The organism is Pseudomonas lutea (assembly GCF_000759445.1).
Lineage (GTDB): Bacteria > Pseudomonadota > Gammaproteobacteria > Pseudomonadales > Pseudomonadaceae > Aquipseudomonas > Aquipseudomonas lutea.
Map to the genome: position 1 here is coordinate 1212252 of NZ_JRMB01000001.1, position 23769 is coordinate 1236020.

The following is a 23769-nucleotide window of genomic DNA, read 5'->3' on the forward strand; positions in this document are numbered from 1 at the left end:
TACTAGCGTCCCCGTAAAAAAATAAAACAACGGAGATCGCAACATGGACTCATCCCTGTCCGCCTTGCCCGAAAGCCTTGATCGTAACCAGGGTAATACCCGCCGCAGCTTCCTGAAAAAATCCCTCGCCGTTTCCGCCACGCTCGCCACCGTTGGCAGCGCCGCACTCCCCCGCCTCGCCGACGCCGCCGAACCTCTCAGCCAGCGCTACCCCGACCCGCTGATTCATATACTCGATGACAGCTTCCTGGAGTTGCGCGTGTTCAACGCCAGCGTGGAGAAACTCGCCACCGGCATGCGTTGGGCCGAAGGGCCGGTCTGGGTGGGCGATGGTCGCTATCTGCTGGTCAGCGACATCCCCAACAACCGCATCATGCGCTGGGACGAGATTACCGACACGTTCTCCGTGTACCGCGAGCATTCCAACTTCTCCAACGGCCTGTGCCGAGACCGACAGGGCCGTTTGATCGCCTGCGAAGGCTCGACCACCACCAGCGAAGGCCGGCGCATCACCCGCACCGAATACAACGGCACCATCACCGTGCTGGCCGACAGTTTCGACGGCAAACCCTTCAACTCGCCCAACGACATTGTCTGCAAAAGCGACGGCTCGATCTGGTTCACCGACCCGCCCTTCCAGACCAGCAACAACTACGAAGGCCACAAAATCACCCCATCCCAGCCCCACGCGGTTTACCGCATTGACGGCGACAGCAAGAAGGTCACGCGGGTCATTGACGACCTCGCCGGGCCCAACGGCCTGTGTTTTTCACCGGATGAGAAGACCCTGTACGTCGTCGAAGGCCGCGCCAAGCCCAACCGTCTGGTCTGGGCCATCGCGGTCAAGGAGGACGGCACCCTCGGCGAACGACGCAAGCACATCGAGGGCCTGGATTACGCCGCCATCGACGGCATGAAATGCGACGAATCCGGCAACCTCTGGTGTGGCTGGGGTGGCAACGGCGATCCGAAAGCCGACCTGGAAAAACTCGACGGCGTGCGCGTGTTCAACCCGCAAGGCAAAGCCATCGGCCATATCTCATTGCCCGAGCGCTGCCCTAATTTGTGCTTTGGTGGACGTGAAGGCAACCGGCTGTTCATGGCAAGCAGCCATTCGATTTACTCGCTGTTTGTGAATACGCGTGGGACATCGTTTGCGTTGTAGAGGTTTTTAGTTGGGGCGACGGCCGAACGGCCGTCGCACATGAAGCGCTACACTCAGGTCCGGGCGGAATCGTCGAACTGATGTGTTATCGGAAATAGCACGACTGCCCGAAAACTCTTTCCACTGGACCATTTCGAAATGAGCGCATCACTGACTCCAACGATTACGCTCCGGCTGCGCAATGTTTCTGATCAAGAACGCCTCGCTCAAAGTTACCTCATTATCAACATCGCCATCTTCCAAACAGCTAAATTGGCATTCACCGATTGCAGCGCGCACCACATCGCATAGCGCCAGCGACTTCAAATTCACTTCGAGCCACAGTGAGCGCTGGCCCTCATGGCTCATCCGCACATCATAAATAGCCTCGGTTTTTACGACTTGGTCCTTTAAATAGATGAATTCTTCGTCTGCAGCGACACACGAATCGCTTTGCTTCAAAACACCAAGAACGTACCAAGTCATCGTTTCACTTGTAAATTCAAGCTTATATTCATGACCCATGAGTCGTGCTCCCTCGTTCTAACGGTAGACATGTCGATTGGGTTACGAATCCTAATATAGAATAAAGGGGTCCGCTCCCTTCACTATACTCAGACCTTGATTAAACAGAACCGAGACCTGAGACCTAGGCGGCTATCACATCGAATCAGCAACAACTCAAGGCCAGGTCTTCTAGGCAATCACAGAAAATACAGAGGCCGCTATTCAAAGCCTAATCCTTGGTAAAGAACTCAATTAAAAGCGGGCGAATCCCGGGAATAACCCTCTTTAAGTAGACCAAGTAGAGATATACCGCTGTTGGCTCAGTTGAGTCTCCTTCTTCCCATTCCTCTTGAGTTCCATAGCAGACAATTACACACCTGGCAAGATTTGAAAGGTCGGCGTTTGGTCCACATTGCTGGTCGTGCAAAACCCAGAGTTCATGCATCATCTTTATTATTGCGGGGTCGCGTCTATCTATTTTTCGGCAAGCGACCGCTTTTTTTAAATAAGGAACAAGATTTGGCGTTCGCTCGTCAAAAATGCTGGAAAATGTTCCGTTGTCAAACAGCCCTAGCAAGAACTTTCCAAAAAGACGTCTAACTGTGTCGTATGACAATCCCTCCTCAACGAACCGTTGTTCGAGTGCTGCCATCTCTAGATCTTCTATCTCATGAATCATATTAATGCTCCATCCTTGATACCAAGGGCCTTCATTACTCGTGTGCAAGAACGGCAGAAAGGCAACGCTTTTCCGTCATTCCTCAGTGTGGTGAAGGTGGCACCTTTAACAAGTTTTTTCAGTTGAGGTACGGTCTGAACGTTATGTTGCTTCGCAATAAGGCTGAGAAGGTCTGCCTCCCCACATTGACTGTGATAGAGAGCAGTGCGCTTATCTTCGGGAACGGAAGCGTAGAGTTGTTCCACGACAGGATGATGCGCACCGCCTCCACCCGCCGCTCCGCTGTAACCGACCTTAGGCTCGGGGAGGGGCCAATCCTCACCGGTTGTACGAGCGCCTTTATTATTCGGTGTGATCCCCTTTAGACGGGCAAGTCCCAGCGGGTCAAACCACGCTGTCGGATTCGGCACGTATTGGTAAAGGTTAAGCCCACCCTGATAACCGATAGGGTCTTTACTGATAAACCGGCCAACCCCCGGATCATAGTACCGATGCCGGTTGTAGTGCAGGCCGGTTTCGGGGTCATGGTATTGGCCCTGGAATCTGATCGGGTTTTTCAGGCCGACCTTTTGGGCGGATTCGGAACGCTGCTCGTGGGCCTGGCCCCAAGCCTTGTATTCGGCGCTCCACGCGGTGTTGCCGTCTTGGTCGGTGAGTTCCTGTGGCGTGCCGAGGTGATCGCATTGGTACCAGGCGAGAACGTCAATGGGTTGCGCTGTGGGTTTGTAGGTCCACAGCGGGTCTTCTTTCCGGTTGTAGCGCCCTTGGTAGGTGGGTTGGCTGATCAGGCGGATGGCGGCGTGGCGGATCGCTTGAACCACCGGGACGAAGGTGCCGGGCTCGAAGAGGTAGTGCACGGTGCGGCCGGTTTCGCCGGGGTGTCGGGCGGGGCTGCTTTCCCAAGCCAGGGTGTCGCCGTCCCAGCCGTAGAGCGTGAAGCCGCAGCCCAGTTCCCGTTCTGTGCGGGCATGTTCGTTTTGGTTCCAGCCGGTGCCGGCCTCGGGCCTTGGTCGGTAATGGGCTTTGGAGTGTTTGTAGAGGCGACGTCCGAGCGGATCGTAGGCAAAGTCGACGGTGAGGCGCGAATCCCGGAAATGCACCAACCGATCAAAGAGGTCCCATTGCAGGTCGCTGCGCGCGCCGTCGTTCCAGCGCTGGGTCTGGTTGCCGCGTTCGTCGTAGTTGTAATGGGTGCCGGCGTATTCGCGCAGCAGGTTGTCCATGAGTTTGTTGCGCGCGGGTTCCGGGTCGAGTGGTCGGCGGATGGGCGTGGTGTTGTTGAGCAGATTGCTTGCCGGGTCGAAGGCGAAGGTTTCCCCGCCCAATCGGTTTGTTGCGCTGAGCAGTCGGCTGACCGGGTCGTATTTATAAGCGAGGGCCCCACGGCGACTGTCATTGATGTCGGTGAGCTGGCCGGCGGCGTCGTAGGTGTAAGCACGTTTGATAAGCGTGGTTTTATCGTCTGAGCTGCCGAGCAGTTGTTCCTGCAGGCGTCCCGCAGGGTCCCATTGCTGGGTTTGCTTGAGCTGGTTGCCCTGATGCCGAGCGACTTCGCGGTGCAGATCGTCCCGCTCGTAGCTGAGCAGTTCATGGTCATCGAGCTTCATGCCGAGCAGATGGCCGCTGCCGTAGGTCAACGAACTCACGCGATGGCCGTCTGGGCGGACGGTAGCGACGCGGCTGTTCAGCACGTCGTATTCGTGCTGCCAAACCGCAACCAGTGGCTTTTCCAGGCTCAGGTAGTGCTGGTGCTCGCGCACGAGATTTCCAGCCGGGTCATGAAACCATTGCAGGCAACTGGCCGAGTTGGTGGCTCTGATCAGTTGGCCGTTGCCGTCGTAGGAAAAGGTTTCACTTTGCGATTGATCACCGAGGGTGGCGTGACGCTCGGTGAGGCGGCCCATGGGGTCGAAGCTCAACCCGATGGCGCGCTGGCCGTTGACGGTCTCGGCCAAGCGGCCGGTTTCGGGGTCGTAGCGATAGCGTGTGCTGCGGCCGTCGAAACCGCGTTCTTCCAGCAGTCGCCCGACGGGGTCGTACTGAAAATGCGCGCGGCTTTGGTTTTCGTTTTCCAGCGCGATCAAACGACCGAGTTTGTCCCAGCGGTAGCGCAGGGTCTGTTCGGCGGCGTCGGTGCGCTCGGCGATGAAGCCGGCGGTGGTGTAGCGCCAGGTGGTGCAGCGTTCGAGGCCGTCGGAGTGCGCAAGCAGGCGACCTTCGGCGTCTCGGCTGAAACGCTCCTCAGTCTTATCCGGGTGCTTGGTCAGCACCAACTGGCCTGATGCGTAGGAATACCCGGTTTTATGTCCGGCAGCGTCGGTGAAGCAGACCATCTGCCCGCGTTCGTCGTATTCCCACGCACTTACCTTCCCGGAGCAGTCGGTGTAGCTGACGATTTGTCCGGCGTCGTTGTAGGTCAACGCTTTTGTGTTGCCGTTGGCGTCCTTGATCGACGTAGGAAGCCCGAACGGGTTGTAGGCGTACTCGGTGGTGTTCTCCAGCGGATCAACCGCTTCGACCAGATTGCCCTTGTCGTCGTAGTCGCGCCGCCACAGCCCACCCTCGCCATCGCTGATTTTGATCAGCTGACTTTTGTCGTCGTAGGCGTAGTTCATCACGCTGTGATCAGCGCGGGTGTGTTCGGTCAGATTGCTGAGGCGGTCGTAGCGATAGCGGTCGGTCGTGCCGTCGGTATGGACGTGGCGAATGATGTTCTTGGCGTCGTCCCGAAAGAACCACTCCGAGCGCCCGTCGGCATGGCGAATGCGATGGGTGTAGCCAAGGCTGTCGTAGAAGTGCTGGGTCTCTTGGCCGAGAGCATCGGTGACGACAGTCAGGCGGATGTTTTTGTCCCAAGACAGCCGCGTATCGAAGCTGCCGTCGTCGGCCCATTCGCGCACAGCCTTGGCGTCGGGGCCCGTGCCTTGCCATTGCAGGTTCATGCCGCGATGGGTGCGGTCGGTATAACGGGTGATCAGGTGATTTTCGTACTGATATCGCCACGCGGAACCGTTCTCGTCCTGAGCAAGCGTCAGGTCGCTAGAATCATCATATTCGTACGCACACAGCTGCCGTTTCACCTCACCGTCGCGGATTTCCCAAAAACCGGTCAGGTGTCCGTAATCGTCAATCTGAGTGCCGAGGCGCAGATGGACTTTGCTGACATCGTTTTCGGAATAAGTAGCCACCTCGGAGAACACCGCCTGCTCCCCATACCGATGCTCGTAATGCAGCATTGCCCCGGCGCCGCTTCGCAAAACGATGTTGATGAGGACAAAACGCTCACCCCGACGGACGTAGGTTTCCCGGCGCTCAAACCCTCGGCACAGCACCAGCGTGTCGTTGCTGACGCGGATCAGCGTGAGATTTTCGATGGCGTTGTAGTGAACCAGCTTGACCTTGGGCAGGGTGAACTCATGGCTGCGCCCGTCGGCGTCATGGAACAGCAAGCCATCGTCCACGCAGTCAAACCGTGTGGTAAATGGTGTGATCCAGCGTGCGCCCATGGCCCCCTTGTCGTAGGCACCCAGACTTGAGCAGTACGTTCGGGTCCACTCAACAGGAAACGGCCCCGGCAGACTGAAATCGGTGTGCGCGACCGATTCCGACCCCATCGCAAAGTTAATGCTGCGAATCGTCGAGTCGCACACGCAGTTTTTCTTCGGGTTGGGCCGGCCTTTGGCAGCGGCTTCATGCTGGACAACGCCCAGTCTGCCTTCACCCCCACGACGCTTGGCCTGACTGACCAACCCCGGTTTGATACTGACCGACTGCCCATGACCGTTACGCGAGCGCCAACTGGCCACCGCGCCAGCCAGAGTCATCAGCAACGCGCCAATGGAGTGCTCAGCCGCAGGATCCGCCAAGCCAGCAATCTGGCCCCGAAGCTCTGCACCCATGGCCCGCAAAGATGCCGCCTGCCTGAGCACTTCTTCTTTCAGCGTAGTGGGCACCAAATGGTCCACAACGCTATTAACCGCCCCCTTACCAGCAGCGATGTACACATCGGCCGCCGCCACGAAGATGTTGCCGATCGCCGCCGCGGGGTCGTAAGCCCACTGATCGCCAGCCGCCTGGACCAACTGCTCCGCTTCCAGCAAATTAGCCTGGGCATCGAGATCGCCGTTGACCAGCGTCTCCAGACCCTGGGCGATCTGGCACAGCATTTCTTCGCCGAGCTTCCCTGCGTCATCCAGAATGCCGCCCAGCCGGGCCTGCGCCTGGGTCACGAAGTCATCCAGCGTGCCGACGATGTCGGCATTCAGATGCCCGATCAGCACTTCGACCAGCCCGTCACCCGACACCAACTTTCCGGCCTGGCGCATCTCCTGACGCACCAGAAACAGCATCGGCCGCAGGGTCATGCGTGCCGCCGCCATGGTCGGTGGGAACGGCAGCACACCAATCAGATTGATGCCCAGGCTCACCCAGTCCAGCGGATCGCGCTGTTCGCTGCTCGACAGCCTGACGATGTCGTTTAGCGCATCCACCAGCGCCATGATGTTGCCCACGACAGGCAGCGCGCCTGCAGCGGTCTTGATCCTGTCCAGCGTCACGACGCCGCCGCTGATCTCCTGCAGCCAGGCATCGACGTTGGCCGCGCCCAGCCCGACGTCTTCCAGCTGGATCTGATCAAGGGGAACGATGGCGACTTGAGGGGGACGTGTTTCGCCCGTAGCAGGCTGGGGTGCGGGGGTTGCCAAGGATGCTCTCCGTGCTCGAAAACCGATCCGGCAGGCGTGAATGCCTGCCGGGGGGCGACGGAGATATCAAGGGGTGTGCCAGAAAGGACTTAACTAAGGTAAATCAATGATTTATGAGCCGAGAACAGTCGTAAATGCAGATTTCAGCCCGGAGCAACACGTGCTTATGCGCAACAGCCTGCGCACCCCTGCGCAGTGCGTTGCACACCCGCCCGGGAGGCACGTCGGAAGCGCGCCGACCGAGGCCCCGCCCTGCTGGCGAGCAGGTAAGCCCCAAACAGCCGCGCAACACATTGCGCAGCGTGGCTAAACGACAGCGACGGCCCTGAGCGAAAGTGATCAATCACTCCGTGATCGATACCCTTCCCTCCCGCGCTTCAAGAATGCGCGGCAGGTTCTGCTCGATCCACGTCGTCAGGCCGTCCATCTGCAAGGCCACTTCCTCACCCATCGCCGTCAACCGGTACTCAACGTGCGGGGGCACCACCGGCAACGCCTTGCGGTCCACGAAGCCATCCTGCTCAAGACTTTGCAGCGTCTGCGACAGCATCTTTTCACTGACGCCACCGATCTTGCGTCGCAGCTCGCTGAAGCGGTGCATGCCGCCAAGCAACACCACCAGCACCAGCACGCCCCAACGGCTGCACACGTGGTTGAGTATGTCTCGCGACGGACAGTCCCGAGCCAACACCTCACCTGTGCGGATGCGCTCCAGCAAAGAGATGCTGCCCACGGAGGGAGAAGAAATATCGTTCATGACACTTACCTTTTCGTACGTACTTACGAAAGGTTAGCACGGCGTCTATGCTGGCCGCTCATTCATCCCCTCGGAGTCATCATGATCGTTATCACCGGTGCATCAGGTCAGCTGGGCCGTCTGATTATCGCCCGTTTGCTGGAGAAAGTGCCTGCGTCGCAGATCATCGCCGCCGTGCGCGACCCGAAGAAGGTCGCCGACCTCGCAGCCAAGGGCGTGCAGGTCCGTCAGGCCGATTATTCGCAGCCGGCCACACTTGACGGTGCATTCAAGGATGCAGAGAAAGTCCTGCTGATTTCCTCAAGCGAAGTAGGACAGCGCCTCGCTCAGCATCAGGCGGTGATCGATGCAGCAAAACGCCAAGGGGTAAGGCTGCTCGGTTATACGAGCGTCTTGCACGCCAGTGACTCGGCGTTGGGTCTCGCCGAAGAGCACCGGCAGACCGAAGCGGCACTGGGCCGGTCCGGCGTTCCAGCGGTGGTGCTGCGCAACGGCTGGTACCACGAAAACTACACGGCCGGTGTCGCCCACGCACTGGCCAACGGCGCGCATTTCGGCAGCGCTGGCGAGGGTCGAATCAGTTCCGCATCGCGCGCTGACTACGCGGCGGCGGCTGCAGCAGTGTTGACCTCGAATGAAGATCAAGGCGGCAAGGTGTACGAGTTGGCAGGCGACGAGTCCTACACGCTGAGTGATTTTGCCACCGAGATCGCTTGTCAGTCCGGCAAACCGGTCGTCTACATCGATCTCCCGGAAGCGGACTATAAGGCCGCATTGCTGCAGGCCGGACTTCCGGAGTTCGTGGCGCAGCTGCTGGCCGATTCCGACGCGGCCGCTGCCAAGGGCGCTTTGTTTGACGACAGCCGGCGACTGAGTCAACTGATTGGTCGACCCACCACCCCTCTCGCCTCCGCCATTGCCGAAGCACTGGGCCAATAAGCCGGACGAGTTCACAGCTTTTGAAAGCGCTATCAGAGAAAAGCCTCAGTCACGGCGAATGCTAGCCACGGAGCCTTGCAAGTTCTCCAACAAGCGGGGCTTCGTGTTTGAGCCCCGTTGCAAGGATCAAGGCAGCACGCCATCACCGGCACTGAATGATTTGCCCTGTCAACGGTCCGAAGTAATGACAGCGCACCACGCGCTGGCCTAGGAGTTTCGAATGAACAGCAAATCGCTTATTGCCGGTCTGGCGATTCTGGGTTGTGTGTCCGTTGCCAGTTTTACAGCGCAAGCTGCAACCGCGGCGGAACCCACCATCCAGCCGTCGAGAGACAACATGCGTGAGCTTGAGGTTGGCAGTCGTTCGCCACAGGAGTTTCAGCGTCCAGCCGCAGCGCTTAAAGACTGGAAGGCCAAAGGTCTGGAAGAACCGGCCAAAATGAGCCAATGGGTGCGCATCAACGACAAATACGTCGAAGTGCAAACCACCAACGGCCAGATCACCAAAATCGTCCCGATCGAAAAATAGGTCGGGCGAGTGCCCAGCGCGCCGGGTGTAGGCGGCGCGCAACGTGAAAGAAATCCACAAGAATCACCAAAGGACTTCCCATGAACATAAAAACATTGATGACCTGCGCGGCCCTGGCCACCTGCCTGAGCGGCACCAGCCTGGCGGCAATGGCGCAAACGCCGGCGACCAAGAGCGTGCAAGCCGAGCACACCAATCAACAGTACAAGGTCGGCGACACCACGCACGATCTGTACAAGGATGAACGCGTTGGCATCAAGGACTGGCAGGACAAGGGTCTGAAAGCGCCGCAGGAAGGTGCTCAGTGGGTGCAGATCAGCGACAAATACGCCCTGATCAACATGGAGGACGGCAAGGTTCTCGACATCGCCCCGGTCAAACTCAAGCCGCTCAGCAAGTGACGCACGCGGTGCCCGACGCCCGTCGGGCACCGTTCTCCCAAGCCTTTCATCAGCCACAACCGCTCAGCCCTCACTGATGAGAAAGGTTGCACCCTAACGATTCCGCCCTCTACTCTGCGCCTCACGTCTATCGTGCTAAGGCCGGGGTTCGATGTCTTCCGTTTTGAATGTGCTGTTGCCGATCTTCGCGCTCATCCTCGTGGGTTACGTGTGTCGCCGCACCCATCGTCTCGGTCCGACCGCCGCCTCCGAGATCAACCGAATGGTCGTGTGGTTGTGTCTGCCGGCACTGCTGTTCACCGCCACAGCCCACGCCACCTGGGAACAAATCTGGCACCCGGGGTTTGTACTGACCTTCACCCTGTCGACGATGGCGATGTTCGTGGTGACCCTGCTGCTGCGGCGCCGAAAGGCCGGGCATTTTGCCGACGCCAGCATTGATGCGCTCAGTGCGTCCTACGCGAATACCGGCTACATCGGCATCCCTTTATGCATCATGGTGTTGGGCCCGGAAGGGCTGGAACCTGCGCTGATTGCGTCGCTGCTGGTGGTCTGCGTGGTGTTTGGCATCGCCCTGGTGTGCATTGAAATCGGCCTGCAGAGCGAAGCGCGAGTCCACCGAATCGTGCTCAAAGTGCTGCTGGCCCTGGCAAAAAACCCGTTGGTGGTGTCGCCGATTCTGGGTGCCTGCTGGGCTGGAACCGGCGTGCCGCTGCCGGGGGCGCTGGACAAATTCCTCAGCCTTCTAGGCGCTGCCACGACGCCGTGCGCGTTGATCTCTCTCGGGCTGTTTCTCGCCCATAAACAACAAGGGCCCCGTGAGGGCACCACGTTACTGGTGCTGATCAAACTGATCGCCCACCCGCTGCTGACGTGGTTTCTCGCTTTCAAGGTATTCCACCTACCGCCGCTCTGGGCCAATTCCGCGCTGCTGCTCAGCGCTCTGCCCACCGGCACTGGCCCATTCATGCTGGCTGAATACTACAAGCGTGAGGCGTCCGTGGTGTCGAGCACGATTTTGGTCTCCACGCTCGGCTCGCTGGTGACGCTGTCGCTGTGCATCTACTACATCAACAGCTGAGCGATGCACTCATGCGAAACGAGGCTGGGAGACAAGCGACGGACGCTACGGCGAGAGGGGTCCGGCGCGCACACCGGCCTCTTCCCGGCTGAAGCCGGTCCCACTGAACGCACGGGACTGGTTTTAGCCGATGCAAACTCACGCTTCTGGGCTGGGTAGCGCGATCATCGACACATCAGAACACGAAGCTGTCGCCCAATTCGCCTTCCATCCATTCCAGAAACCGCCTGACGCGCGGGAAGCTGGAGTGCGCTTTGGGGAACACCAGGTGATGGGCTGCCACCGGTGCACTGAACGCTTGCGGTTGAACCTCCACCAAAGCGCCGGATGCGAGGTATTTGTGAGCAAGCAGCGTACTTTCCAGCGCAAATCCCAACCCGTGGCCTGCGGCCTCAAGGCTCATGTAGGAGCGGTCGAAGCTGAGCGCATAAGGTTTCTCGGGGCGGGCAAGCCCCTGCTGCGCGAACCACTCCGGCCATTTGAGCAGGGTGGCTTCGGACATGATCAACTCGCGGGTCAACAGGTCTTCCGCATGGGCCACCGGGTGACGTGCCAGGAGGGTTGGCGATGCCAGCACCGCGAAGGTTTCATGGCGCACCGTGCGCACTTCATAGCTCGGCCAGTTGGCGTGACCATGGCGAACATCGACGTCGATTTTGTCGCGGCTGAAATGCAGTGACTCGTAGGAGCAGGACAAATTGATCTGGATGTCGGGGTGGCTCAGACGAAAGGCTTCCAGTCGGGGCATGAGCCACAACAATCCGAAACTGGGGGATGAATGCAGCCTCAGGCAGTCCAGGCTGACGTCGCTGGCGGCGCGTTCCGTTGCCACTTCCAGGGTATGCAAGAGCCCGGAAATGTCTGCCAGGTATTGCCTGCCCACCGGCGTGAGCGTGACGCCGCGTGCCGCCCGCACGAACAGCTGACGGCCGATCATTGCTTCCAGTTTCGCCAGTTGGTGGCTGATGGCCGAGGGCGTCAAGTCCAGCACTTCGGCGGCGCGGGCCAGATTGCCGAACCGCGCGGTTTGCTCGAAGGCCTGAAGGGCTCTCAACGGTGGCAGGTTCGTCAGGGGGCTGTCGTCAGGTTGCATTGAAGGCTCCGCTGGATTGTTTTTGTGGGCCGACGCCATTCAACCACCTGCCCGGGCTGATGACGAGAGGTGAATTATTTTCATCAACCAGTGACGGTTGCGTTATTGCTCGCGCACCTCGGGCGGAACAATCTGACCCCATCGATCGATGAATCGACCCCATAAAAACAATCAGAGGTCTTTCTCATGCTGCTTCAAGGCAAAGTTGCAATCATCACCGGTGCTGCATCCGAACGCGGTATCGGCCGCGCCACCGCGATCACATTCGCCAAGCACGGCGCCCGCGTGGTCATTCTCGATCTGGACGAAGCCGCTGCGCGTGATGCAGCGTCGGCGCTGGGCGAAGGCCACCTCGGTCTGGCTGCCAACGTGGCCGACGAAGCGCAGGTCAAACGCGCGGTGGCTCAGGTCGTGGAGCACTTCGGCCGTATCGACGTACTGGTCAACAACGCAGGCATCACCCAACCCATCAAAACCCTCGACATTCGCCCCTCTGACTACGACAAGGTCCTGGACGTCAGCCTGCGCGGCACGCTGCTGATGTCCCAGGCGGTGATCCCGACCATGCGCGCGCAAGCCTCGGGCAGCATCGTCTGCATGTCGTCGGTGTCGGCCCAGCGCGGCGGCGGGATTTTCGGCGGGCCGCATTACAGCGCAGCCAAGGCGGGAGTTTTGGGCCTGGGCAAAGCCATGGCTCGGGAATTCGGCGCAGAGCAGATTCGCGTCAACTCCATCGCACCCGGCCTCATACACACCGACATCACCGGCGGCCTGATGGAGGACGATCGCCGCCACGCGATCATCGAGGGTATCCCGCTCGGCCGCCTGGGCGCGGCTCAGGATGTGGCCAACGCCGCGCTGTTTCTGGCCAGCGACCTGTCGTCCTACCTCACCGGTATTACGCTGGATGTCAACGGCGGCATGCTGATCCACTGACAGCATGCGCCGGGTCGGCAGCGGCCCGCTCTGTTCTGTATCGACGATACGCCCGGCCCGAGTCGGGCGGTCTATAACAACAAGAGATCAGACACTCATGATTACCACGATGACGCTTGATGCGGTCTCGACCGTGCGTTCTCACGCCTACCGCAAAACCGCCTGGCGGCTGATGCCGTTCCTGATGCTGTGCTACCTGTGCGCATACCTGGACCGGGTCAATGTCGGTTTCGCCAAGCTGCAAATGATGAATGACTTGTCGCTGAGTGAAACGGTCTACGGCCTCGGCGCAGGGATGTTCTTCCTCGGTTATTTCCTTTGCGAAGTCCCCAGCAACCTGATCCTGCATAAAGTCGGCGCGCGGCGCTGGATCGCCCGCATCATGATCTCGTGGGGCATCATCTCCGCCCTTTTCGCCTTCGTCGAAACCGCCTGGCAGTTCTATGCCCTGCGCTTTCTGCTCGGCATCGCCGAAGCGGGCCTGGCGCCGGGGCTGCTGCTCTACCTCACGTACTGGTTCCCCTCCTATCGCCGCGCCAAGATGACCGTGCTCTGGTTCATCGCCATTCCGCTGTCGGGGATGATCGGCGGGCCGCTGTCGGGCTTCATCATGGCGAAGTTTGCCGGCTTCCATGGCTGGGCAGGCTGGCAGTGGATGTTCGTCATCGAGGCCATCCCGACGGTGATAGTGGGCCTGTTCGTGCTGACGTACCTGAAGGACGGCGTGCACCAGGCGACGTGGCTCACCGAGGACGAAAAGGCCCTGGTCAACAAGGAGCTTGCAGAGGACAACAGCCGCAAGGTCACGCACGGTTCGGTGAAGGAGTTTCTGAGGGACCGTCGCCTGTGGCTGCTGGCGTGCATTTATTTCTGCGTGGTGATGGGCCAGTACGCGATCACCTTCTGGTTGCCGACGCTGATCCGCAATGCCGGGGTCTCCGAACCGCTGCACATCGGTCTGCTGACCAGCCTGCCATACCTGTGCGCCATCTTCGCGATGTTGCTGATGGGTCGCAGCGGCGACAAACACCGGGAACGTCGCTGGCACCTGGTCGGCCCGATGATTGCCGGGGCACTGGGCCTGACCCTAGCCGCCGTGTTCGGCTCCAGCCTGGTCTTTTCCGTGCTCAGCCTGTGCCTTGCGGCCGCTGGCGTGCTGTCCGCGTCTTCCCTGTTCTGGATGTTGCCGACCACGTTGCTGGGCGGTGTCTCCGCAGCGGCGGGCATTGCCGGCATCAACAGCTTCGCCAACCTGGCCGGGTTCTGCTCGCCCTACCTGATCGGCTGGATCACCACCACGACCGGCTCAAGCGCCATCGGCATGTACCTGATCACCGGAGTGCTGTGCATTGGCGCCTGCCTGGTGCTGCGCATTCCTGCCGCTTCCGTCAATCGTTGAGTCAACGGAGTAATCAACATGACTACCCTTTCATCATCCGTCGCGCACCCTTCCTTGATGCAGCGCGCGCACAACATTCGTCGCCACGCCCTGCGCATGGGGCAGGTTCAAGGCCAGGGCTACGTCGGCCAGGCACTGGGCGCCGCCGACCTGCTCGCGGTGTCGTATTTTCACGCGATGAACTACCAGCCCCATGACCCGGAATGGGAGCAGCGCGACCGTTTCTACCTGTCGATTGGGCACTACGCCATTGCGCTGTATGCCGCCTTGATCGAAGCCGAGATCATCCCGCTCGATGAGCTCGACACCTACGGCTCGGACGACAGCCGCCTGCCGATGTCCGGCATGGCGACCTACACGCCCGGGATGGAGATCACCGGAGGCTCGCTGGGCCAGGGCCTGGGCATTGCGGTTGGTGCGTGTCTGGGGCTAAAGCGCAAGCAGTCCGCGTCCTTCGTTTACAACTTGCTGTCAGACGGCGAGCTCAATGAGGGGTCGACGTGGGAGGCGGTGATGTCGGCGTCGCACTGGAAACTCGACAACCTGATCGCCATCGTCGACGTCAATAACCAGCAAGCCGATGGCCGCTCCAGCGAGGTCCTGGCGTTCGAGCCCATCGTCGACCGCTGGCAGGCGTTTGGCTGGTTCACCCAGCGAGTGGACGGCAACGACGTGGAGGCGCTGGTGAAGGCGTTCGACGCGGCGCGCAACCACCCCGCCGCGCAACCGCGGGTGATCATCTGCGACACCAAAATGGGCAAGGGCGTGGCGTTCCTGGAAACCCGCGAGAAGGCTCACTTCATTCGTGTGGACGAACATGAGTGGGACCTGGCGCTGAACAATCTCGATCAAGGTGAAACCGTATGAATACTTCCACTAACAGCGCGGCGCAGGCCCCGGTCGTGGCGAAGAAAAAGCTCACCACCTCGGCGATGATTGCCTCGATTGCTTCTGAAGGCCAGGCGACCCGCCCGGCGCCGTTCGGCCATGCCCTGGCGGCGCTTGCAGAGCAGCGCGCCGACATTGTCGGGTTATCGGCTGACCTGTCCAAATACACCGACCTGCACATCTTCGCCAAAGCCCACCCGGATCGTTTTTATCAGATGGGCATGGCCGAGCAGCTGCTGATGAGCGCGGCTGCCGGAATGGCCCGCGAGGGCTTCACGCCTTTCGCAACGACGTATGCGGTGTTTGCGTCGCGTCGGGCGTATGACTTCATTTGCATGGCCATCGCTGAAGAAAACCTCAACGTCAAAATCGTCTGCGGCTTGCCGGGGCTGACCACAGGGTATGGCCCCAGCCATCAGGCCACGGACGACCTGGCGATCTTCCGCGCCATGCCCAACCTGATGATCGTCGACCCGTGCGATGCGCTGGAAATCGAACAGGCCGTGCCGGCCATCGCGGCGCATCAGGGGCCGGTGTATATGCGCCTGCTGCGCGGCAACGTTCCCTTGGTGCTCGACGAATACGGCTACACCTTCGAGATCGGCAAAGCCAAGACCTTGCGCACCGGCAACGACGTGCTGATCCTTTCCACCGGCCTGATGACCATGCGCGCACTGGAAGCCGCGAAAGCCCTGCAGGCCGATGGCGTGGACGTCGCCGTGCTGCACGTGCCGACCATCAAGCCGCTGGACGAGCAGACTATTTTGCAGGAAGCGAGAAAGCCCGGGCGACTGGTCATTACGGCGGAAAACCACTCCGTGATTGGCGGACTGGGCGAGGCCGTGGCGACAGTGCTCTTGCGCAACGGCGTCACGCCGACCTTCAGGCAGATCGCCCTGCCCGATGCCTTTCTGGATGCCGGCGCGCTGCCGACGCTGCATGATCGCTACGGCATCTCAACCCAAGCGGTATGCGCGCAGGTAAAGGGCTGGCTGTAAGTTGAGCACACCGGCCTCTTCCCGGCTGAAGCCAGTCCCACTGACAGCGCAGGCCTGTGGGGCAAGCTTGGGCCGGGAATTCATGCAGAAGGGGCGTGATTGCCCTCATGGAAAAGGAGCTGCGCGGTGAACGTCGCTGACTTGCTTGACCCCGCCTATGCATGCTTTCTCGACGAGCCTGCAAGCGAGTGGACACTGGACACGCTTCCGGCCATCAGAGCGCGCATTCACAGTGGCTTCAAACCGTCACAGGCGACCCGGTGTGAACAAACATGGGTTGAAGCCAAAACAGACAGCCCACCCGTTCGCGTATGCATCTACCGCCCGCAAACAGCTCCCCAGGTAGACGGTCTTCCGGCAATCCTGTACCTGCATGGCGGTGGGTTCGTGTTGGGCCAGCCGGAGATGGCTGACGACTATCTGGACAACCTTGCGCACGAGCATCAGGCCGTGGTGGTCGCGGTGGACTACCGACTGGCGCCGGAGCATCCCTTCCCTGCCCCGCTTGAGGACTGCCACACCGCGCTGGAGTGGCTCTGCCTCGTAGCATCCGCTCAGGGAATAGACCCCGCGCGAATCGTGATCATGGGCCACAGCGCAGGCGGCGGTCTGGCGGCCGCATTGGCGTTATGGGTGCGGGACCGCGGTCAATTTCAGCCGGCGGGCCTGGTGATGATTTACCCCATGCTCGATCACCGAACCGGCACCCCGGCGGCACCAGCGGACAATCCAGCCACCGGCACGCTGAGCTGGTCGCGCCAGGCCAACCGGTTCTGCTGGGACTGCATGACCGGGGAGCACCCGATGGACGATGAACAGGCGTATCTGCTATCGCCTGCCCTGGCCACGAACCTCAAGGGTTTGCCACCGACCTTCATCTGCGTGGGCGCGCTGGACCTGTTTCTGGAAGAAGACGTCGCCTTTGCGCTGACGCTGGCAAGAGCAGGCGTGCCCACCGAGCTGCACGTCTACCCCGGCGTGCCGCACATGTCCGACCTCTGTCCCGGACGACAAACCGAGCAGTGCGCGCAGGACGTGAACGCAGCGCTGCGAAAATGCACTGAACGCTCACCCCCGGGCTGACTCCAAACCCTGCCCAGGCGCTCGGGGTCTACCCGGTGCGTATCGCGTCGATGGGTTTTGAATCATCTGCCAGATCAAGGAAATCCCTATGACCGATCCACGTAACGTTGCCCACGACAAGAAAGTCCAGCAAGAGAAGAAGAACCACGGCGAAGAAATCGCGCCGAATGCCGAACACGCACCGCAGCCGGGCATGAAGCCGGCCCTCAAGCACGAAGATGACGAGCAGGACAAGCAGGACGAACAGGCATAACCTGCCGCCCCCTCAGCTACTTCAAGGCCGCAACCACGGCATCGAAGAACGCCATCGGATCGATGGGCTCTTTGTCGACAGGCTTGGGTTGCGCGCCGAAGGTCACGATCACCACATTGTTGGCCGGGTTAACGTAAATATTCTGCCCCTGAATACCCACTGCCGAATAAGCGCCGTCCTTCACTGAAGGAGCCGTCCAGGCGGTCCACCACATGTACCCGTAATCCAGACTTTTGCCGCCCTTCAGGGTGGTGGGCAACGTTGCCTCTTTGACCCAGCCCTCGGGCAGAATCGAGGTCCCGTTGATCTTGCCGTCGTTCATGAAAAACAGGCCGAACCGCCCGTAGTCGCGCAACGTCGCGCTGATGCCGCTGCCGCCGATCTCCGTGCCGTCCGGGGAATCCAGCCACCAGGTCGCGTCGCTTTCCATGCCGAACGGCTGCCAGATCTTCTGAGACAAATACTCAGCCAGCGGCATTTTCACCGCGCCACGGACGATCTCGCCAAGTACCTGGGTTTCGCCCGTGCTGTAATTGTTCACGCTGCCGGGCTCGGCAGCACGCGGCAGGCTGGCCATCAGGGCCATCGCCGAGTGCGGCTTCTGCGATATCTGCGCCTTGAGCAACGCCCGACGGTCAGACGCCGGATCGGTGTAGGTCTCGTTCCACTTCACGCCTGAGGACATCATCAGCACGTCACGCACGCTGACGCCTTCGTAGGCGCTGCCCTTGAGCGCAGGGACATAATCCACCACCTGCGCGTCGAGCCCCTTGATCAAACCGTCCTTGATTGCAGCGGCGGTGAGGGTCGAGGTGATGGACTTGGCCATCGACATCGACATCCAGCGGGTTTTTTCGGTATTGCCGCGCTGGTAGGTCTCGAAGACGATCTTGCCGTCCTTGATCACCAGCATCGCCGTGATGCTGTCCAGCGCCACGAAGTCATACAGGTCGTATTTCTTGCCCTCGACGGTGAAGCGCACGTTGGGCAGTTGGCGGTCCGATTTCGGCAGCGCGTAGGGATGATCACCGGCCTTGATGGTGTGGGTCGGGAACAGCCGGTCGATGTTGCGGTAGGTGCTGACCGCGAGGTCCGGAAGCATCGCGCCGTCGTAGATCTGCTCGACCGTGCCGATGGGTTCCTTGGCGTGGGGGTAATCGTCTGCGTAGACGGTGGGAGCAAGGCCTGCTGCCAGCAGCCCAAGAGACAACGCCAGCGACCGGTGAACGGCGGCGGGACGGGAAAGTACGGGTAAGTGCATGACGTATCCTTTTTTGTCGTCGTTGATGGACGTTGGCCGCTTTGCCGGCAGGCCTTTCGGCTACATCGCCGGTAAAGCCGGTTCCGCCGAGAGAACGTGCCCGATTGAACCTTAGACCAGTGGCCGGCGTTGCACCGGGCGATCAGTTCATCCACTTCATACCTTGACGTCTGGAAATGCTCACGTATCCAGACGCGCAAAAAAAACCACCGCGCGATGGCGGTGGTTTTTTGGGTGGCATTAAGCGCTCAGTATCAGACCTTGACGATCCAGCCTGCCGGGCCTTCAATCTCGCCGGACTGGATGCCGGTCAGCTCTTTGTACAGGCGCTGGGTCACCGGGCCTACTTCGGTCTCGCTGTGGAACACATGCAGCTTGTCCTTGTAGCTGATGCCGCCGATCGGGGTGATCACCGCAGCGGTGCCACAGGCGCCGGCTTCCTTGAACAGGTCGAGCTTGTCGATGTACACCTCGCCTTCAATGACCTTCAGGCCCAGACGGCTTTGCGCCAGTTCGATCAGCGACTGGCGGGTGATGCCCGGCAGTACGGACGGCGACTTCGGCGTGATGAATTCGTCGTCGTGCGTAATGCCGAAGAAGTTGGCCGAACCCACCTCTTCGATCTTGGTGTGGGTCAGCGGGTCCAGGTAGATGGCGTCGGCGAAGTTGGCTTTTTTGGCTTCGCTGCCCGGCATCATGCTTGCGGCATAGTTGCCACCGACCTTGGCCGCACCGGTGCCCTGCGGGGCTGCGCGGTCATAACTGGAGATCACGAAGTTGTGCGGCTTCATGCCGCCCTTGAAGTACGGGCCGACCGGGATGCAGAACACCGAGAAGATGAACTCGGGTGCCGTGCGCACGCCGATGTTGTCACCGACGCCGATCACGAACGGACGCAGGTACAGCGCGCCACCACTGCCGTAAGGCGGGATGAAGCGCTCGTTGGCGCTGACGACCTGCTTGCACGCTTCGATAAACTGTTCAGTCGGCACATGGGGCATCAGCAGACGGCTGCAGCTGCGCTGCATACGCGCAGCGTTCTGATCAGGGCGAAACAGGTTGATCGAACCGTCTTTGGCGCGATAGGCCTTGAGGCCTTCGAAGCATTGCTGGCCGTAATGCAGCGCGGTGGAGCCTTCGCTGATGTGCAGCACGTTGTCTTCGGTCAGGGTGCCTTGGTCCCACTCGCCATCGCGCCAGTGAGCCAGGTAGCGTTTGTCGGTCTTGATGTAGTCAAAGCCGAGCTTGTCCCAGTTAATGCTGTCGTTACCCATGACACCCTCTATGTCCAGGCCAGCGCGGCCGGGAGCTTCCGGCGTCTGGCGTTTCATCGATAAGGCCCGGTACAGGACGCGACCTGCTCCGGTGTGTCGCCATATTACTGATTTTTCTCCCCGCAAACCGCCTTGGTAGCACATGAGCCAAAAAAGATCGGCCGCTGACGCGCTGGAGCCCGGGAGTTTGCGCCGCTCGTAGCAAAAGCACCGAAGCAGGCGTGCAGTTTCCTCAATGTTGCCTATGGTGTGTAAATCATCTGAAACGGAGCAGCGTGCATGGGTATCGATCAGTTGTTTGCCGATTTAAGCAGTCTTCCCAGCATTCCCAAGGTGGCGCAGGACCTTATCAAACAGTTCGACAGCCCGTCGTCGAACCTTGAAAGCATCGCCCGCAACATCGAAAAGGACCCGGTAATCGCCGCCAAGATCCTGCGTTTGGCCAACTCCGCACGCTTTCGTGGCGCGCGGGAGTCCTCCAGCATCGAAGACGCAGCCATGCGCCTGGGTTTCAACACCTTGCGCACACTGGTGCTGGCATCGGCGGTGACCGGGGCTTTCAAGGCCGGGCCGAGTTTCGACCTCAAGGGATTCTGGCTGAAGAGTTTCCAGGTGGCCGGCATCTGCCGGGTGCTGGCAAAACAGTCCGGGGCAGATGCGGAAATCGCTTTTACGTGCGGGGTCATGCACGACATCGGCGAGTTGCTGATACAGACCGGTGCGCCGGCGGTGGCCGAGCGTATCAACAGTCTGACCAAAACCGGCACCACGGGCCGTGCGGCGATCGAAACGCTGCAATTGGGCTTTGGTTATCCGGAAGTCGGCGCGGAACTGGCCCGGCGCTGGGGCTTACCGGCGGTGATTCAGGATGCGATCGCCTATCAGGCGCGGCCGATGCAAGCACCCGGCGACGCGACCCAACCGCGCATCGTCGCCCAGGCGCTGACCATTTCCGCTGCACTGGAGCATCACGGCGGCGCAACACCAGAGGCGCAGCAGGAAGTGGACGGGCCACTGATGGAAGGCGTGAAGCTGGACGCGGTGTTTGCCGCGCTGCCGAAAGTGCTTGAAGACGACAAGGCATTTGCCGAGTTGTTGAGTTAGTGGCAGCCCGATAGCGGTAGCGCATCAAGCGTGCGTTCCGAGGACGATGGCGCTCAAACCGGCCCTTTCCGGCTAAAGCCGGTCCCACTTAGAGCACGCGGTTGGTGTTGTGGGACCGGCTTTAGCCGGGAAGGCGTCGGGCGCGATGACGTCGCAACTGTGGCTGCCCCTTCCCGCTTATCTCGCTTAGTATCGGGACACAGCCTCTCGAGAGAATGTGTGCATGTCTGATACGCCTCAGCACCCCGTCGATACCCTCCTGCACTGGATGCACGACCGCGCATTCGTCGTGCTCACCGGCGCCGGCATCAGTACGTCTTCCGGTATTCCCGACTACCGCGACAGCGAGGGTGTGCGGCGCGGTCGGCAGCCGATGATGTTTCAGGAATTCCTCAATGCGCCCGAGGCTCGGCGCCGTTATTGGGCACGCGCCATGCTGGGCTGGCCGCGTGTGCGTGCAGCGCAACCCAACGCGGCCCACGAGGCAATTGCCCGGTTGCAGCGGCACGGCCTCATCAGCGGCGTCATCACCCAGAACGTCGACGCCCTGCACGATCAGGCGGGCAGCGATGATGTCGTGGAATTGCATGGCAGCCTGCATTGGGTGTTGTGTCTGGACTGTCGGCAACGCACTGAGCGCGACATTATCCAGCGGGCATTGGTCGAGCAAAACCCTTACCTGGCGGGAGTGGACGCGGTGCAGGCGCCCGACGGCGACACCCTGCTCGACCCGGTCTTCGAAGCGCGCTTCCAGGTGCCCCACTGCCCCCACTGCGGCGGTCAGCGGATAAAGCCGGACGTGGTGTTTTTCGGGGAAAACGTGGCACCGGCCACCGCAGCAAAAGCCATGCAACGGGTAGAGGAAGCGCCGGGGTTGCTGGTGGTGGGTTCGTCGCTGATGGCCTTTTCGGCCTTTCGCCTGTGCCGCGCGATCAACGATCAGGGCAAACCCCTTATCGCCATAAACCTGGGCAAAACCCGGGCGGATGACCTGCTGGATATCAAGATAGAAGCGTCCTGCGAAACCCTGCTGCCAGCGCTGGCAGAGCGACTCATCAAGGGATGACGGGGCACCAGCGATCCTGAGGCAACCACAGAAGCCTGTCCCCGCAAAAACCTGCAGGAACGCGCTTGCCCGCGAAGACGTTATTTCTAGCGCCGCATGTGCGGCGGATGTACCGGCATCTTCGCGGGCAAGCGCGCTCCTACACAGCGGTTGCGTTCCTGTTCAATACCGAGATTGCCCGGAACAACGGCATTATTATGGCTTGATATGTTGTGATGGTACCGGCCACTTTGCGGGCAAGCGCGCTCGGCAAGGGGGATGCGTTGTTGCTGACGGGCGATCGGTCGCCCTTGATCGATTCATTACTCGGCTCGGTGTATGCCAGGCAACGCCGCCAGCGCCTTGTCCCATGCCTGCCGCGTCCTGATCCACGCGACTTCCTGCCAGTCCGGGTCCGCCGGGTAGAACTGTTCCAGCAACCCTTGCTTGATACCTCGGCCGGTCTTGTCCAGTGGATCACCGTGCAGATGCAGCCAATGGTCATTGCGCAGATGTTGGTGTACGGCGGCGCCGGGGTATGTCCCGCATTCGATCACAAACGGCATCAGATGCACGCCTGGCAGCGCATCCAGCAGCATCTGCGAGGTGTAACCCGTCGACGTCGCCGCCACCCCGGTGTCGCTGACGCGATTGGCGCCGGTGATCAGCGTGAACAGCCACGGCCCAAACAGCGCCTTGGCATCGTCCAGCGCAGGATAGGCCCGCTCGACGATGCTCATCAGCATCGGATGGCCGTAGCCGCCCGCGCCGGTATGCAGATCGAAACAACTGACCACCTCGGCGTCTCGCAGGTGACGCTCAATAATGCTGCGCAGCGTGCGGTTGGACCAGCTCGGCGCGATACCTCCGAAAAACAGGCCATCCGGGAATGCGTACTGCCCCGCCTCCACCACTGACATCAAGCCCGCCCAGCCACGGTGCTCAATTGCCGCGTTGAACAGCGCGTCCGCCTGATCACGCTTCGGGCCGTGCAATTGATCGCACGCATAAATGGCGTGGACCTCTCCGTACGCGCGGTTATCAGGCAGCGGTCGGCTGAAATCCAGGTAATTGCGATTCTGGTCGAGGTTGTCTTCATTGACCCGGCGCATCCAGGCCGTGCCCCAAGGGTTGATCAGATGGATCATCAGGATCGCCACGCCGTCAGGCAGCGTCCGAGCATCAAACCCCTCCAGCCAGCGGCTCTGGCAATCGGACCCGTAAAAGCCTTCGACGCCATGGGTGCCGCTTAGCGCGACCAGCACACGCCGCGCATCGGGGTTGCCCAGCCAGGCGACATCAGTGGCCAGGGTTTCGCCAAAAGGTCCCGCCATCGGGTGGACGTATTCAGTGAGCTGCGCACCGGCCGCGGTGGCCGCAGCCAGGAAGCGCTCGCGAATCTGGCGATAACCCGGATGCGCGGGAAAGAAATGGCTCATGACGTTGCTCCTTGAGGGATGCCTAGAGGATGCCTTGAAGATACGCAGAAGATTGCATGGATGTTCAATCCGGCCCAAGGGCTGTGCCACACGGCACTGCGTCAGAAATGTTACATCCGGACACGTTTTGGCACACTTCTTTCTAGAGAACATTGCAGTGGAACGTCAGTACCACTAAACGCTGCGCGGCGAGCCTTCGCCACCGCGAGCTTGCGCTGCCAAACGGTGCGAACCCCGCCCCCGCGTGCAGGAACCG

The 23769-nt window shown here is 60.6% G+C and carries 21 protein-coding genes; 13 read left to right on the forward strand and 8 right to left on the reverse strand.

Annotation, left to right across the window (positions count from 1 at the left end; translation table 11 throughout):
* Positions 1-43: 43 nt before the first annotated feature.
* Entirely contained in the window at positions 44-1165 is a 1122-nt protein-coding gene (locus LT42_RS05005) for an SMP-30/gluconolactonase/LRE family protein (RefSeq protein ID WP_037010436.1), read from the forward strand.
* A 147-nt stretch (positions 1166-1312) separates the two neighbouring features.
* Here the strand turns inward: LT42_RS05005 and LT42_RS05010 are convergent, their stop codons facing one another.
* The 4 genes from LT42_RS05010 to LT42_RS05025 all read right to left on the reverse strand — a co-directional run bounded on the left by LT42_RS05010 (position 1313) and on the right by LT42_RS05025 (position 7790).
* Positions 1313-1669 (reverse strand): hypothetical protein, encoded by a 357-nt coding sequence (locus tag LT42_RS05010; protein WP_037010439.1) that lies wholly within the window; start codon positions 1667-1669, stop codon positions 1313-1315.
* 211 nt (positions 1670-1880) lie between these two features.
* Positions 1881-2330, reverse strand: coding sequence for a hypothetical protein (locus tag LT42_RS05015; protein WP_037010441.1), 450 nt, complete (start codon positions 2328-2330; stop codon positions 1881-1883).
* On the reverse strand, positions 2327-7033 hold the full coding sequence (locus LT42_RS05020; protein WP_037010442.1) for an RHS repeat-associated core domain-containing protein: 4707 nt from the start codon (positions 7031-7033) through the stop codon (positions 2327-2329). Before LT42_RS05020 ends, LT42_RS05015 begins: the two co-directional genes overlap by 4 nt.
* A gap of 343 nt (positions 7034-7376) precedes the next feature.
* Complete coding sequence (locus LT42_RS05025; RefSeq protein WP_052075093.1) at positions 7377-7790, reverse strand: winged helix-turn-helix transcriptional regulator; 414 nt, start codon at positions 7788-7790, stop codon at positions 7377-7379.
* An 81-nt stretch (positions 7791-7871) separates the two neighbouring features.
* Between LT42_RS05025 and LT42_RS05030 the strand changes: the two genes are divergently transcribed.
* From LT42_RS05030 to LT42_RS05045, 4 genes are all read left to right on the forward strand, one after another.
* Entirely contained in the window at positions 7872-8729 is an 858-nt protein-coding gene (locus LT42_RS05030) for an SDR family oxidoreductase (RefSeq protein WP_037010444.1), read from the forward strand.
* A 220-nt stretch (positions 8730-8949) separates the two neighbouring features.
* Positions 8950-9258 (forward strand): RcnB family protein, encoded by a 309-nt coding sequence (locus LT42_RS05035; protein WP_037010446.1) that lies wholly within the window; start codon positions 8950-8952, stop codon positions 9256-9258.
* Between the two features lie 80 nt (positions 9259-9338).
* A complete protein-coding gene (locus LT42_RS05040) occupies positions 9339-9659 on the forward strand; it encodes an RcnB family protein (RefSeq protein ID WP_037010448.1) in 321 nt (106 codons plus the stop codon).
* A 151-nt stretch (positions 9660-9810) separates the two neighbouring features.
* Positions 9811-10740 (forward strand): AEC family transporter, encoded by a 930-nt coding sequence (locus LT42_RS05045; protein WP_037010449.1) that lies wholly within the window; start codon positions 9811-9813, stop codon positions 10738-10740.
* Positions 10741-10915: 175 nt separating this feature from the next.
* On the opposite strand, the gene LT42_RS05050 is transcribed toward LT42_RS05045, so the two are convergent.
* Positions 10916-11833, reverse strand: coding sequence for a LysR substrate-binding domain-containing protein (locus tag LT42_RS05050; protein ID WP_037010451.1), 918 nt, complete (start codon positions 11831-11833; stop codon positions 10916-10918).
* A 186-nt stretch (positions 11834-12019) separates the two neighbouring features.
* Between LT42_RS05050 and LT42_RS05055 the strand changes: the two genes are divergently transcribed.
* From LT42_RS05055 to LT42_RS25625, 6 genes are all read left to right on the forward strand, one after another.
* The gene (locus LT42_RS05055; protein WP_037010453.1) at positions 12020-12769 is read left to right on the forward strand and encodes an SDR family NAD(P)-dependent oxidoreductase; all 750 of its coding nucleotides are present in this window, start codon (positions 12020-12022) and stop codon (positions 12767-12769) included.
* 97 nt (positions 12770-12866) lie between these two features.
* Complete coding sequence (locus LT42_RS05060) at positions 12867-14168, forward strand: MFS transporter (protein WP_037010455.1); 1302 nt, start codon at positions 12867-12869, stop codon at positions 14166-14168.
* 18 nt (positions 14169-14186) lie between these two features.
* Complete coding sequence (locus LT42_RS05065) at positions 14187-15035, forward strand: transketolase (RefSeq protein ID WP_037010457.1); 849 nt, start codon at positions 14187-14189, stop codon at positions 15033-15035.
* Entirely contained in the window at positions 15032-16054 is a 1023-nt protein-coding gene (locus tag LT42_RS05070) for a transketolase family protein (protein WP_037010458.1), read from the forward strand. The genes LT42_RS05065 and LT42_RS05070 overlap by 4 nt, the downstream gene beginning before the upstream one ends.
* 126 nt (positions 16055-16180) lie before the next feature.
* The gene (locus LT42_RS05075; RefSeq protein ID WP_037010459.1) at positions 16181-17137 is read left to right on the forward strand and encodes an alpha/beta hydrolase; all 957 of its coding nucleotides are present in this window, start codon (positions 16181-16183) and stop codon (positions 17135-17137) included.
* An 88-nt stretch (positions 17138-17225) separates the two neighbouring features.
* Positions 17226-17390, forward strand: a complete 165-nt coding sequence (locus tag LT42_RS25625; protein ID WP_152597588.1) for a hypothetical protein — start codon at positions 17226-17228, stop codon at positions 17388-17390.
* 16 nt (positions 17391-17406) lie between these two features.
* Here the strand turns inward: LT42_RS25625 and LT42_RS05080 are convergent, their stop codons facing one another.
* On the reverse strand, positions 17407-18651 hold the full coding sequence (locus LT42_RS05080; RefSeq protein WP_037010460.1) for a serine hydrolase domain-containing protein: 1245 nt from the start codon (positions 18649-18651) through the stop codon (positions 17407-17409).
* Between the two features lie 254 nt (positions 18652-18905).
* Positions 18906-19925 (reverse strand): branched-chain amino acid aminotransferase, encoded by a 1020-nt coding sequence (locus tag LT42_RS05085; RefSeq protein ID WP_037012978.1) that lies wholly within the window; start codon positions 19923-19925, stop codon positions 18906-18908.
* Positions 19926-20204: 279 nt separating this feature from the next.
* Here LT42_RS05085 and LT42_RS05090 point away from each other — a divergent pair, with 279 nt between their 5' ends.
* Positions 20205-21029, forward strand: coding sequence for an HDOD domain-containing protein (locus LT42_RS05090; protein ID WP_037010461.1), 825 nt, complete (start codon positions 20205-20207; stop codon positions 21027-21029).
* Positions 21030-21252: 223 nt separating this feature from the next.
* Complete coding sequence (locus LT42_RS05095; RefSeq protein ID WP_037010462.1) at positions 21253-22095, forward strand: NAD-dependent protein deacetylase; 843 nt, start codon at positions 21253-21255, stop codon at positions 22093-22095.
* A gap of 302 nt (positions 22096-22397) precedes the next feature.
* Here LT42_RS05095 and LT42_RS05100 read toward each other — a convergent pair whose 3' ends face one another.
* Entirely contained in the window at positions 22398-23513 is a 1116-nt protein-coding gene (locus LT42_RS05100; RefSeq protein WP_037010463.1) for a DUF2817 domain-containing protein, read from the reverse strand.
* Positions 23514-23769: the final 256 nt, after the last annotated feature.

Coding starts and splice junctions, on each gene's coding strand:
- LT42_RS05005 (WP_037010436.1), top strand. CDS start 44: ATGGACTCATCCCTGTCCGCCTTGCCCGAAAGCCTTGATCGTAACCAG.
- LT42_RS05010 (WP_037010439.1), bottom strand. CDS start 1,669: ATGGGTCATGAATATAAGCTTGAATTTACAAGTGAAACGATGACTTGG.
- LT42_RS05015 (WP_037010441.1), bottom strand. CDS start 2,330: ATGATTCATGAGATAGAAGATCTAGAGATGGCAGCACTCGAACAACGG.
- LT42_RS05025 (WP_052075093.1), bottom strand. CDS start 7,790: ATGAACGATATTTCTTCTCCCTCCGTGGGCAGCATCTCTTTGCTGGAG.
- LT42_RS05030 (WP_037010444.1), top strand. CDS start 7,872: ATGATCGTTATCACCGGTGCATCAGGTCAGCTGGGCCGTCTGATTATC.
- LT42_RS05035 (WP_037010446.1), top strand. CDS start 8,950: ATGAACAGCAAATCGCTTATTGCCGGTCTGGCGATTCTGGGTTGTGTG.
- LT42_RS05040 (WP_037010448.1), top strand. CDS start 9,339: ATGAACATAAAAACATTGATGACCTGCGCGGCCCTGGCCACCTGCCTG.
- LT42_RS05045 (WP_037010449.1), top strand. CDS start 9,811: ATGTCTTCCGTTTTGAATGTGCTGTTGCCGATCTTCGCGCTCATCCTC.
- LT42_RS05050 (WP_037010451.1), bottom strand. CDS start 11,833: ATGCAACCTGACGACAGCCCCCTGACGAACCTGCCACCGTTGAGAGCC.
- LT42_RS05055 (WP_037010453.1), top strand. CDS start 12,020: ATGCTGCTTCAAGGCAAAGTTGCAATCATCACCGGTGCTGCATCCGAA.
- LT42_RS05060 (WP_037010455.1), top strand. CDS start 12,867: ATGATTACCACGATGACGCTTGATGCGGTCTCGACCGTGCGTTCTCAC.
- LT42_RS05065 (WP_037010457.1), top strand. CDS start 14,187: ATGACTACCCTTTCATCATCCGTCGCGCACCCTTCCTTGATGCAGCGC.
- LT42_RS05070 (WP_037010458.1), top strand. CDS start 15,032: ATGAATACTTCCACTAACAGCGCGGCGCAGGCCCCGGTCGTGGCGAAG.
- LT42_RS25625 (WP_152597588.1), top strand. CDS start 17,226: ATGACCGATCCACGTAACGTTGCCCACGACAAGAAAGTCCAGCAAGAG.
- LT42_RS05080 (WP_037010460.1), bottom strand. CDS start 18,651: ATGCACTTACCCGTACTTTCCCGTCCCGCCGCCGTTCACCGGTCGCTG.
- LT42_RS05085 (WP_037012978.1), bottom strand. CDS start 19,925: ATGGGTAACGACAGCATTAACTGGGACAAGCTCGGCTTTGACTACATC.
- LT42_RS05090 (WP_037010461.1), top strand. CDS start 20,205: ATGGGTATCGATCAGTTGTTTGCCGATTTAAGCAGTCTTCCCAGCATT.
- LT42_RS05095 (WP_037010462.1), top strand. CDS start 21,253: ATGTCTGATACGCCTCAGCACCCCGTCGATACCCTCCTGCACTGGATG.
- LT42_RS05100 (WP_037010463.1), bottom strand. CDS start 23,513: ATGAGCCATTTCTTTCCCGCGCATCCGGGTTATCGCCAGATTCGCGAG.